At 67.5% G+C, this 11,753-nt stretch carries 11 protein-coding genes; 3 read left to right on the forward strand and 8 right to left on the reverse strand.

Features of this window, described 5'->3' with window-relative positions:
• Positions 1-32 precede the first annotated feature (32 nt).
• Positions 33-1,964 (forward strand): gamma-glutamyltransferase family protein, encoded by a 1,932-nt coding sequence (locus tag JOF57_RS12855; protein ID WP_307870013.1) that lies wholly within the window; start codon positions 33-35, stop codon positions 1,962-1,964.
• A gap of 10 nt (positions 1,965-1,974) precedes the next feature.
• Here the strand turns inward: JOF57_RS12855 and JOF57_RS12860 are convergent, their stop codons facing one another.
• From JOF57_RS12860 to JOF57_RS12875, 4 genes are all read right to left on the reverse strand, one after another.
• Positions 1,975-2,427 carry a PH domain-containing protein gene (locus JOF57_RS12860; protein ID WP_209916951.1) on the reverse strand — a complete coding sequence of 151 codons (453 nt, stop codon included), beginning with the start codon at positions 2,425-2,427 and terminating at the stop codon, positions 1,975-1,977.
• An 18-nt stretch (positions 2,428-2,445) separates the two neighbouring features.
• Positions 2,446-2,925, reverse strand: coding sequence for a 6,7-dimethyl-8-ribityllumazine synthase (gene ribH, locus JOF57_RS12865; protein ID WP_209916953.1), 480 nt, complete (start codon positions 2,923-2,925; stop codon positions 2,446-2,448).
• A complete protein-coding gene (locus tag JOF57_RS12870; RefSeq protein ID WP_209916955.1) occupies positions 2,922-4,250 on the reverse strand; it encodes a bifunctional 3,4-dihydroxy-2-butanone-4-phosphate synthase/GTP cyclohydrolase II in 1,329 nt (442 codons plus the stop codon). The genes ribH and JOF57_RS12870 overlap by 4 nt, the downstream gene beginning before the upstream one ends.
• 97 nt (positions 4,251-4,347) lie before the next feature.
• A complete protein-coding gene (locus tag JOF57_RS12875) occupies positions 4,348-4,947 on the reverse strand; it encodes a riboflavin synthase (RefSeq protein ID WP_209916957.1) in 600 nt (199 codons plus the stop codon).
• A gap of 73 nt (positions 4,948-5,020) precedes the next feature.
• On the opposite strand from JOF57_RS12875, the gene JOF57_RS12880 reads away from it, so the two are divergent.
• The gene (locus JOF57_RS12880; RefSeq protein WP_209916959.1) at positions 5,021-5,737 is read left to right on the forward strand and encodes an LppX_LprAFG lipoprotein; all 717 of its coding nucleotides are present in this window, start codon (positions 5,021-5,023) and stop codon (positions 5,735-5,737) included.
• Complete coding sequence (locus JOF57_RS12885; RefSeq protein WP_234938132.1) at positions 5,737-7,314, forward strand: MFS transporter; 1,578 nt, start codon at positions 5,737-5,739, stop codon at positions 7,312-7,314. The genes JOF57_RS12880 and JOF57_RS12885 overlap by 1 nt, the downstream gene beginning before the upstream one ends.
• Before the next feature lie 312 nt (positions 7,315-7,626).
• Here JOF57_RS12885 and ribD read toward each other — a convergent pair whose 3' ends face one another.
• Genes ribD through fmt form a run of 4 tightly spaced genes read right to left on the reverse strand, consistent with a single transcriptional unit; the run spans position 7,627 to position 11,637 of the window.
• Positions 7,627-8,631: a bifunctional diaminohydroxyphosphoribosylaminopyrimidine deaminase/5-amino-6-(5-phosphoribosylamino)uracil reductase RibD gene (gene ribD, locus JOF57_RS12890; RefSeq protein ID WP_209916962.1), complete on the reverse strand. Its 1,005-nt coding sequence runs from the start codon at positions 8,629-8,631 to the stop codon at positions 7,627-7,629.
• Positions 8,628-9,305 (reverse strand): ribulose-phosphate 3-epimerase, encoded by a 678-nt coding sequence (rpe, locus tag JOF57_RS12895; RefSeq protein ID WP_209916966.1) that lies wholly within the window; start codon positions 9,303-9,305, stop codon positions 8,628-8,630. The genes ribD and rpe overlap by 4 nt, the downstream gene beginning before the upstream one ends.
• A 5-nt stretch (positions 9,306-9,310) precedes the next feature.
• The gene (locus JOF57_RS12900) at positions 9,311-10,711 is read right to left on the reverse strand and encodes an RsmB/NOP family class I SAM-dependent RNA methyltransferase (protein ID WP_209916970.1); all 1,401 of its coding nucleotides are present in this window, start codon (positions 10,709-10,711) and stop codon (positions 9,311-9,313) included.
• Positions 10,708-11,637 carry a methionyl-tRNA formyltransferase gene (fmt, locus tag JOF57_RS12905; protein ID WP_209916972.1) on the reverse strand — a complete coding sequence of 310 codons (930 nt, stop codon included), beginning with the start codon at positions 11,635-11,637 and terminating at the stop codon, positions 10,708-10,710. The genes JOF57_RS12900 and fmt overlap by 4 nt, the downstream gene beginning before the upstream one ends.
• Between the last annotated feature and the right edge of the window lie 116 nt (positions 11,638-11,753).

Genomic DNA, 11,753 nt, shown 5'->3' on the forward strand with positions numbered 1-11,753 from the left:
GCGATCCGACTCAACTCCGCTACCGTCGAACTGTGCGGTTGCTGGCGTCCACCCGTTCGGTCATCACGCTGCTCAGCGTCGTCGCTGTGGTCCTTGCCGGATGCGCCGATGGCAGCCGGCGCCCGGCCGGGACCTTCGCCGGGCCGTGCCAGATCCTGTCCAACGGCACCCCGGAGCCCAAGGCTCCGCCGGCGCCGACCCTGGCGACCAACCCTGAGATCGGCACCGGTTACCGCAGCGACATGAAAGCCGTCCGCACCTCCACCTACGCGGTCGCCACCGCCAACCCACTGGCCACCGAAGCGGCCTGCAAGGTGCTGCGCGACGGCGGCACCGCAGCCGACGCACTGGTGACCGCACAGGCGGTACTCGGTCTCGTCGAACCGCAGTCCTCCGGGATCGGCGGCGGCGGGTTCCTGCTGTACTACGACGCCGCAGGCAATGCGGTGCGCGCGTATGACGGGCGTGAGACGGCACCGGCCGCGGCGACCGAGAACTACCTGCGGTGGGTATCGGAGACTGACCGCACCGTCCCCAAACCCGATGCGCGGTCATCGGGTCGCTCGATCGGGGTGCCCGGCATCGTGCGACTGCTCGACGATGTCCACCGCCAATTCGGCAAGTTGGACTGGCGCTCTCTGTTCGACCCGGCCGTATCGATAGCCGACAAGGGATTCGACATCAGTCCGCGCCTGGCTGCCGCGATCGACGACGCCGGCGCCCAACTTCGGGTGGACCCCGCCGCCGCCGACTACTTCCTCAACCCCGACGGAAGTCCCAAACCGGTCGGCACCCGCATGACCAACCCGGCCTATGCGAAAACCTTGGGTGCCATCGCATCCGGGGGCGCCCAGGCGTTCTACACCGGCGACATCGCCCGTGCTGTCGTGGCCGCCGCCGCCGATACCAGCGGCGGACGCACGCCAAGCGCCATGACCGAGCAGGATCTCGCCGGCTACGCAGTCCGACAGCGTGACCCGGTGTGCACCACCTACCGTGGACACGAGGTCTGCGGGATGCCACCGCCGTCATCGGGCGGCATCGCGGTGGCAGCCATCCTCGGCATGCTCGAGCACTTCCCGATGAGCGACTACAAGCCGGCCCGGGTCGGCCCGAACGGCGGTTATCCGTCGGTGACCGGGGTGCACCTCATCTCAGAGGCCGAGCGACTTGCCTACGCCGATCGCGATCGCTACGTCGCCGATACCGATTTCGTCCCACTTCCCGGTGGATCACCCGAAACCCTGCTCGGCGGCGCCTACCTCACCGGTCGGGCCGCGCTGATCTCCCGGAATCACACGATGGGTATCGCCGCGCCCGGGGATTTCGCGCCACCGATAACCATGCCGCCTGCGCCGGAGCACGGCACCAGCCAGATCAGCGTGGTCGACCGCTTCGGAAATGCGGCGTCGCTGACCACCACGATCGAGTCGGCGTTCGGATCGTTCCACCTGGTCGACGGCTTCCTCCTGAACAACCAGCTCACCGATTTCTCGGCCGAGCCGATCAGTACCGAAGGCAAGCCGATACCCAATCGCGTTGAGCCCGGCAAGCGCCCGCGGAGCACCATGGCGCCCACCCTGGTCTTCGACAAGACCGGGCCGCACCGGGGTCCCCTGTACGCGATCCTGGGCTCCCCCGGCGGCCCTCTCATCATCCAGTTCGTCGTGAAAACGCTTGTCGGCATCCTGGATTGGAACCTGGACCCGCAGCAGGCGGTATCCATGATCAACTTCGGCGCGGCCAACACGCCCGTCACCAACGTGGGCGGGGAACATCCACTGGTCGACACCATGGCCAACGGCGACCGCGATCAACTGGTCGAGGGCCTGCGCACACTCGGGCATCAGGTTTCGCTGGCCGATCAGCCCAGTGGTCTCTCAGCCCTGGTACGTGCGTCGCCGGGCTGGATCGGCGGGGCGGACCCCCGCCGTGAAGGCGTGGTCCTCGGCGACGCCGGCTGACCGTGCGCCCTCAGCCCGGATTCGAGCGGTAACGGTCGATCAGGTCCCGAACCTCGTCCATCGCTTCGATCGCACGCCCTTTGTCGATGGCCTGGATCGCCATCACCGGGATGTACTCGTCGTCGGGCAGGTCCAGCCGGGCCCAGCGGGCTCCGACCGGGAATGACAGTCCGAGCACCTCCGACCAAGGAATCACCTTGAAACTGATCAGATTCCGGACCGCCACTCCCGACGGGCCGACCCGCAGCCGCGGCCGCGCGAACAGCGTCACCACTCCGGCGATGATCGCCCCCAACAGGGCGATCCCCACCTGATCGGAGGTTCGAAAGAGCACCCCGGTGGAACCCACCTTCAGCAGCGCGCCAACTGCAACGTGCGCCAGAAAAATGATCAGCGCCGCACCGTAGGCGAAATACGGTGTGCGATGGGGTCGGATGTCAACATCCCAGTTATCCGTCGTCATATCTTTAGCCATGGCAGGTCACACGCCGGCGCGCAGTTCCCGCAGGGTCAGCGCCGTGGACAACGCCGCCGACGCCGCCTGGGCGCCCTTGTCCTCGGTGGAATCCGGGAGGCCGGCACGGTCCAGCGCCTGAGCCTCGTTGTCGGTGGTCAGCACACCGTTGGCGACGGGAGTCGAGGCGTCGAGCGACACCCGGGTCAAGCCCTGCGTCACTGCATCGCAGACGTAGTCGAAATGCGGGGTCTGGCCGCGGATGACGACACCCAACGCCACCACCGCGTCGTGGGTGGCAGCCAATTCCTGTGCCACCACGGGGATTTCGATCGCACCGAGCACGCGTACCACTGTCGGCTCGGCGATACCGGCCTCGGTGGCGACCTTGCGTGCGCCATCCAGCAGCGCGTCGCAGATCTGTGTGTGCCAGGTACTGGCCACGATCGCCAACGTCACATCCGAGGCATTGATCTGGGGCAGATCAGGCACTCCGTGGCCGCTCACAGGTTCGAACCCGAATCGGTCGGGCTGGGCGGCCTGCGGTCACCGAGCAGGTACACCGCCTCGTCGTAGTCGTCCATACTCACCGCTTCGTCGTAATCTTCGAGGCCGACGAGGTCGTGACCCATCCGGTCCCGCTTGGTCATCAGGTAGCGGATGTTCTCCGAGTTCGCCCGCACCGGCAGCGGAACCCGCTCGATGATGTGCAGCCCGTAACCGTCCAGGCCGACCCGCTTGGCGGGGTTGTTGGTCAGCAGGCGCATCGACCGGATACCCAGGTCGACCAGGATCTGCGCCCCGATGCCGTAGTCACGGGCGTCGGCGGGCAGTCCGAGCTTCAGATTCGCGTCGACGGTGTCCTCGCCGGCGTCCTGCAGCTGATAGGCCTGCAGCTTGTGCATCAGACCGATGCCCCGGCCCTCGTGCCCGCGCATGTAGAGCACCACGCCACGGCCTTCTCGGGCCACCATCGCCATCGCGGCGTCCAGCTGTGGGCCGCAGTCACAGCGCCGGGAGCCGAACACGTCACCGGTCAGGCATTCCGAGTGCACCCGAACCAGGACATCGTGGCCGTCACTGGTGGGTCCGCTGATATCGCCGCGGACCAGCGCGACATGCTCGACGTCTTCGTAGATGCTCTTGTAACCCACGGCCACGAACTCGCCGTGCCGGGTCGGGATCCGCGCCTCGGCGATGCGCTCGATGTGCTTCTCGTGCTTGCGACGCCACTCGATGAGATCGGCGATGGAGATCAACGCCAGGTTGTGATCGTCGGCGAAAACGCGCAGCTCATCGGTGCGCGCCATATCGCCTTCGTCCTTCTGGCTGACGATCTCGCAGATCGCCCCGGCGGGCTGCAGCCCGGCCAGGCGGGCCAGGTCCACCGCGGCCTCGGTGTGGCCGGGGCGACGCAGCACGCCACCGTCCTTCGCGCGCAGCGGGACCACATGGCCGGGTTTGGTGAAGTCGTCGATCGCGGAGCCGGGATCGGCGAGGGCACGCATCGTGGTCGCCCGGTCGGAAGCTGAAATACCGGTTCCCACACCGTTTTTCGCATCCACCGTGACGGTGTAGGCAGTTCCGTGCTTGTCCTGGTTCACCGCGTACATCGGCAACAGCCCCAGGCGGTCGCAGACCTCACCGTCCAACGGCACGCACAGGTAACCGGAGGTGTAGCGGACCATGAAGGCGACAAGTTCAGGGGTGGCCTTCTCGGCCGCGAAGATGAGATCGCCCTCGTTCTCGCGGTCCTCATCGTCGATCACCACCACGGCTTTGCCCGCCGCGATATCGGCTATCGCCCTCTCGACGGAATCGAGCCTGGTCATCTGCGCCACCTTGCCTGTTCGAATGCCAGGTCCCCACTGCGGGACCATATGCCGACTCCAGTATGAACCACCGAAATCCAGCGGTTATTGCCAGCTCTTACTCACCGGGGCCGGTCATCAGCCGCTCCACGTACTTCGCGATGATGTCGACCTCGAGATTGACCGTCGTCCCCACGGTCGCCTGCCCCAGCGTCGTGAGCTCACGCGTGGTGGGGATCAGCGACACCTCGAACCAGTCATCAGCCACCGCGGACACGGTCAGTGAGACCCCGTCGACGGTGATGGAGCCCTTCTCCACCACATAACGCGACAGCGTGGCAGGCAGACCGATGCGCACCACTTCCCAGTGGTCGAAGGGCGTGCGGGAAGTCACAGTGCCGGTGCCGTCCACGTGGCCCTGCACGATGTGACCACCGAGGCGACTGTTGACCGCGGCGGCCCGCTCCAGGTTCACCTGGCTGCCGACCCCGACCCCACCCAGACTCGAGCGGCTGAGTGTCTCCCCCATGACGTCTGCGGTGAATGCGCCGTCGGGCAGCACGTCCACGACGGTGAGGCAGACCCCGTTCACCGCGATCGAGTCGCCGTGACCGGCATCGGAGGTGACCACAGGGCCGCGGATGGTGAACCGGGCGGCATCCGTCAGCTCCGCTTTATCGACCAGGACGCCCAGCTCTTCAACGATTCCGGTGAACACGTGGACCAGAGTATTCAGTCCACCTCGGGTTGGAGAAAACGCCCGACCGCCGCAAGCCTCTACGATGCAAGTCATGCAGACGCGCCCACGCTTCGCAGTCCAGTCCCTACTCGCCACTGTCTTCGCAGCGACCGCGCTTGTCGCGGGCTGCTCATCGTCATCGACGGAGACGTCGACGGCCCCGCTGCCCGACGCGGCACAGGTCCTCCAGGAGTCCGCGGCCAGCACCAAGGCTCAGCAGAGCGTTCACCTGCTGCTGACCGTGCAGGGCACGATCGACGGCCTTCCCATCGAGAAGCTCGATGGTGACCTGACGAATACTCCTGAGGTGGCCGCCGAGGGCACCACCGACCTCATCGCCTTCGGCCAGAGAATCGCCGATGCGAAGTTCGTCGTCGCCGACGGAAACCTCTACGCCGCGCTCACCCCCGGCGACCCGCTGTCCAACTACGGACCGGCCGAAAAGATCTACGACATCTCGGCCATCCTGAACCCGGACACCGGCCTGGCCAACGTGCTGGCGAACTTCAGCGACGGCAAGGCAGACGGCCGTGAATCGATCAACGGCACCGAGGGTGTCCGGGTGACAGGCACCGTCAGCGCCGACGCGGTCAACAAGATCGCGCCGCAGCTCAAGGCCACCGGCCCGGTCCCGGGAACCGCCTGGATCACCGAGGACGGAAACCACACCCTGCTGCAGGCCAAGCTCGAACCCACCCCCGGGAACAGCGTCACCATGACCCTGACTGACTGGGGCAAGCAGGTCACCGTCACCAAGCCCGCATCCTGATGCGGGCCGCGCAGTCGGTGAGCGCCGGCCGCAACCGCCACATCGCGATCAGCGCGGGCAGCCTCGCCGTGCTGCTCGGCGCCCTCGACACCTACGTCGTGGTCACGATCATGACCGACATCATGTCCGACGTCGGGATCGCGATTAACCAGATCCAACGGGTCACGCCGATCATCACCGGTTATCTACTGGGCTACATCGCCGCGATGCCGCTGCTGGGCCGGGCCTCGGACCGGTTCGGACGCAAGATGCTGATCCAGATCGGACTGGCCGGTTTCGCTATCGGTTCGGTGATCACCGCGCTATCCGGCGACCTGGGCAGCCTGAACATGCTGATTGGTGGTCGGGTCATTCAGGGCATCGCCAGCGGCGCCCTACTGCCCGTGACGCTGGCACTGGCCGCCGATCTGTGGGCCGCGCGTAGCCGCGCCGCCGTGCTGGGCGGCGTCGGCGCCGCACAGGAATTCGGCAGTGTCCTGGGCCCGCTCTACGGCATCGGCGTGATCGCACTGTTCCATCACTGGCAGTACGTGTTCTGGATCAATGTGCCGCTGGCCCTCATCGCCATGGTGATGATCCACTTCAGCCTGCCGAGCAAGCAGTCGAGCGACCAACCCGAGAAGGTCGACGTCGTCGGTGGCGTCCTGCTGGCGATCGCGTTGGGCCTGGCCGTCTGGGGGCTCTACAACCCGAAACCCGACGGCGTGCAGGTGTTGCCCGAGTGGGGAGCTCCGCGACTGATCGGTTCGCTGGTCGCGATCATTGCGTTCTTCGTGTGGGAGAAGGTGGCCCGCACCCGCCTGATCGAACCGGCGGGGGTGAAGTTCCGGCCGTTCCTGGCTGCACTGGCCGCGTCGTTGTGCACCGGCGCCGCCCTGATGGTCACGCTGGTCAATGTCGAACTGTTCGGTCAGGGCGTTCTAGGCAAGGACAAGTACGAGACTGCCTTCCTGCTGCTGTGGTTCCTGGGTGCCCTGCCGATCGGCGCGCTGATCGGCGGCTGGATCGCCACCCGCGTCGGGGATCGCATCGTCACCTTCGTCGGCCTGATGATCGCGGCCGGTGGCTTCTGGCTGATCACCAAATGGTCGAGCACCGTACTCGACAGCTATCACGACCTGGGCCTGTTCCGCCTGCCGGTGCTGGACACCGATCTGGCCCTCGTGGGCCTGGGACTCGGGCTGGTGATCGCTCCGCTCACCTCCGCCGCGCTGCGGGTGGTGCCTGCCGCACAGCACGGTATCGCCTCGGCATTCGTCGTGGTGGCGCGGATGATCGGCATGCTGATCGGCATGGCGGGACTGTCCGCCTGGGGCCTGTTCCGCTTCAATCAGCACCTGGCCGGCCTGGCGGCCGCGGCGAACTCCAGCGAAATGTCGCTGGCGGAGCGGTTGGCGTCGCAGGCAGTCCGCTATCGCGAGGCGTACGTGGCTATGTACGGGGACATCTTCGGGATTACCGCGCTCGTCTGCGCGGTGGGTGCGGTGCTCGGCCTGCTGATCGCCGCGCGCAACGTCCACGTCGACGAGCCGGTGCAGCTAGCCCAGAAGCAGCCGACGGGTGACCGATCCAGCTGATCGGTTCAGCAGCGCTCGACCCCGGGGCTCAGCAAGCGTGGTGCCCGGCCAGCCTCAGTTGGCCGGTCGGGCAACGCAATACGTAGTGGGACACACACCAGCGCGCGGATCGTGCGAGGGGTCCATGCGGGGATGGGGAGCCAGTCCTGCAGTGCAGTCATGCTCGCGTCCTTTGCTCGTGTTCACCTGGCGCACATTCGGCAGTGAAACGCGCTCTGGGACGAGTGTACCGATCGTCCCCGACAATGCCCGGTATTCCTGGGCCGTAATTTAGGTCACCCTAACTAAAGCTGGCTAACTGCTGCAGGCCTGCTATCCGTTGGGCACCAGGCTCAGACGGACGTCCGGACCGATGGCGTTGATGCCGTCGAATCGCCACCGCTGAGCGTGCAGCATGCTGGGCACCCCGATGTCGTCGACCGCAGTGATCGGTCCACCCAGCAAAATCGGTGCGACATACGCCACGATCCGGTTGACCACACCGGCCCGCAGGAAGGCCCCGGCCAGGGTCGGCCCGCCCTCCAGAAGCACATCGGTCCGGTCGCCCAGTGACCGCATCACCTCGTGCGGATCATGCGTCCGGATCAGCATCGTGTGCGAATCATCGTTGAGCACATTGGCGTCCAGGGAAACCTCGCGCATACCCACCACCACCCGCAGCGGTTGATGATCGGCGAGCGTGCCGTCGACTCGTCGTGCGGTCAGCGTCGGATCATCGACGAACACCGTCCCGGTACCGACCACGATCGCATCGGCCGCCGCACGCTTGCGATGAACGTCCGCGCGGGCGGCCTCACTGGTGATCCACTGACTGGAACCGTCCGCAGCGGCGCTACGGCCGTCCACGCTGGTCGCGAATTTCCATGTGACATGCGGCAATCCGGTGCGCTGCTTGTGCAGCCACTCGCGCAGCGGGCCCTTTTCGACCTCATCGGCCAACAATCCGGCACTGACCGTGACGCCGGAACCGGCGAGACGTTTCGCCCCGCCTTCCGCGTCCGGATTGGGGTCGGACACCGCAAAGATCACAGTCGAAATACCCGCAGCCAGAAGCGCATCCACGCACGGCGGGGTGCGGCCGTGGTGATTGCACGGCTCCAGGGTGACGACGGCGGTGCCGCCCTCGGCCCGGTCCCCGGCCACCTGCAACGCCACCACCTCGGCGTGCGGGCCACCGACGGCCTGTGTCCCGCCGACCCCGGCGATCTGCCCGTCGCGGTCCAAGATCACCGCACCGACCGGCGGATTGGGATAGGTCGAGCCCTTGACCTGTTCGGCTTGCTCGATGGCCAGCCGCATCACGGACTCGGGCGTCATAGCGTCAGATGTCGCGAGGCGCTCGCGGCCTGCTGACGCAGGGATTTCACCGCGGCGGCCGGATCGGTCGCGCTGTACACCGCAGACCCGGCGACGAAGCAGTCCACACCGGCCTCGGCGGCCTGCTCGATGGTGTCGGCATTGATGCCCCCGTCGATCTCGACGACGATGGTCAATTCTCCGGAGTCGACGAGGCGGCGCACCATGCTCACCTTGGAGAGCACCTCCGGGATGAACTTCTGTCCACCGAACCCGGGCTCCACCGACATCACCAGCAGGGTGTCGAACTCCTTGAGGATTTCCAGGTACGGCTCCAGCGGGGTGCCCGGTTTCACCGAAAGGCCGGCCTTGGCGCCGGCGGCGCGGATATCGCGGGCCACACCGATCGGGTTGTCGGTCGCTTCGGCGTGGAACGTGACGTTGTAGGCACCCGCCTCGGCGTACGGCGGCGCCCAGCGCTCCGGCTGATCGATCATCAGGTGGCAGTCCATCGGGATGTCGGTCACCTTCAGCAAGGACTCCACCACCGGCATACCCAGCGTGAGGTTGGGCACGAAGTGGTTGTCCATGACATCGACATGCAACCAGTCGGCCCCGGCCACCGCAGCGACCTCATCGGCCAGCCGCGCGAAATCTGCGGACAGGATGGACGGGGCGATCAGGGGTTCTGCCATGGCGATCAGCCTACTTTTAGCGCGGCGGCGAACATCGCATCGGTCCCGTGCCGATGCGGCCACAGCTGGACATGCGGTCCGTCGCCGAGGTCGTCGGCCGGGGCAAACAACTCCCGCGCGTCCACTTGGGTCACCGGATACCGGCGCACCGCGTCGGCCACCACCCCGACCGTTTCGGCCAGATGAGGTGAACAGGTCGCATAGAGGACCACGCCGCCCGGGCGGGTCAGCTTGATGGCCGCGGCAAGCAGCTCACGCTGCAGTTTCGCCAACCCGGGGACATCGCCTGGCTGACGACGCCACCGCGCCTCGGGGCGTCGGCGCAGCGCGCCCAGCCCGGTGCAGGGAGCATCGACGAGGACCCGGTCGAACCCGGGTTCCAGACCCGATTCCCGCCCGTCCACGCGGCGCACGTCGACGTCGAACCCGCGGACGTTCTCCTCGACCAGATCGGCGCGCCGCGGTGCCGGCTCGACCGCGGTGACCCGCGCACCCGAAGCCGCGCCGATGGCGGCCAAGAGGGCGGTCTTGCCGCCCGGTCCGGCACACAGATCGAGCCAGCGGCCGGTGTCCGGGCCGTCGAGTTCGGCCAGGGTGAGCGCGCGGGCCACCAACTGGCTGCCCTCGTCCTGGACCTGGGCGGCGCCGTCGCGCACGGCCGCCAACTGGCCGGGATCGCCGCCGGGCAGGTAGACCGCATACGGCGAGTAGCGACCCACCGTGCCGTCGGCCTGGGCGGCCAGCTCGGCGGCGGTCAGCGCGGTGGGCCGCGCCGCCAGGTGCACCAGGGGACGCTCGTCGTCGCTGGCCAGCAGGGCGTCGAGTTCACCCGCCCTCGCCCCGAGCGCGTCGGTGAAAGCCTGGGCGATCCACCGCGGGTGGGCGTGCACGAACGCCGCATGCCCGACCGGATCGGTGGCCGCAGGCGGTGCCAGCTGCTCCATCCATTCCGCCTCGGTGCTGCGGGAGATCGTCCGGAGTACGCCGTTGACGAAACCGGCTCGGGCCGTGTCGAATTCGATGCCAGCCTGTTCCACGGTGGTGGATACCGCAGCGTGGGGCTCGACCCGGGTACGCAGCAGCTGATAGGTGCCCAGGCGCAACAGGTCGAGCAACACCGGATCGATCTGCTCGGGCGGGCGCCCGGCTGCCGCAGCGATGACCGCGTCGAGCAGCCCCCGGGTGCGGCAGGCGCCGTAGGTCAGCTCGGTGGCGAAGGCGGCGTCGCGCCCCTCGATCCCCCGCTCCCGCAGCAAGGCGGGCAGGGCCAGGTTGGCGTAGGAATCACGCTCGGACACCGCGCGCAGCACATCGAACGCGGCGCGGCGGGCCGGGTCCAGCGGCGTGCGCCTGGTCGGACGCTTGCCGTGCGTTGGCCGGTTCGGACGGTTAGTTGGCCTGCTCATGATGCGTGCACCGAATCCTCCAACCTTGCGCCGCGGGCCCAGTCGGCGGCGTTCATGAGTTTCTTTCCGGGCGGCTGGATCTGCCCGAGCTGTACCGGCTGCGAGCCCGTACCGACCAGCACCGCGTTGCGTTCGACCCGGATCTCACCGGGTTCCAACGAGACCTCCGACTGCGCCACGGTGACCGGACCGACCTTGATCCGCAGGTCCCCGATTGTCGTCCAGGCACCGGGATTCGGGGTGACCGCACGGATACGCCGGTCGATGACGTGGGCCGGAAGATCCCAGCGCACCCGGGCCGACTCCACCGTGATCTTGGGTGCCAGGCTGACTCCGTCGGCCGGTTGCGGCACCGCGGTCAGCGCCCCCTCGGCGATGCCGTCAAGAGTGGACTCCAGTAGTTCGGCACCCGAAACAGCAAGCCGCCCAAGCAGATCGCCCGCGGTGTCGGTGTCGCGTACCCGCTCGGTCACCACCCCGTAGACCGGGCCGGAGTCCAGTGCCGGCTCGATCAGGAACGTCGTGGCTCCGGTCACCTCTTCGCCCGCCGCCAGCGAGGCCTGCACCGGTGCCGCCCCGCGCCAGGCCGGCAGCAACGAGAAGTGCAGATTGATCCAGCCGTGCTGCGGCACGGCGAGCAGGCGTTCGCTCAGCAGCGCACCGTAGGCGACCACCGCACAGCAGTCCGGGGCCAGCTCGGACAGCTCGGCGACGAACTCGTCGGAGTTGGGCTTGGCCGGTCGCAAAATCGGGATGTCGTGCTCAAGCGCCAGCTGCGCGACCGGTGACGGAGCGGGTTTGCCGCGGCGCCCGGCGGCGGCGTCGGGCCGGGTGAGGACCGCGACCACATCGTGGCGGGGCGAGTCGATCAGCCGCTGCAACGACGGGAGGGCGGGCTCTGGGGTTCCGGCAAAGACAAGACGCACCGCCCCAGTTTAGGGATCCGGGGCGCCGCTTCCCTAATGCTGCGTCTCATCAATACCGGGTTAGGAGACTCCCACCTAGGTATTCTCAACGTCACTGCCGAGCAGCCACCACTGGC

The organism is Mycolicibacterium lutetiense (genome assembly GCF_017876775.1).
Classification (GTDB): domain Bacteria; phylum Actinomycetota; class Actinomycetes; order Mycobacteriales; family Mycobacteriaceae; genus Mycobacterium; species Mycobacterium lutetiense.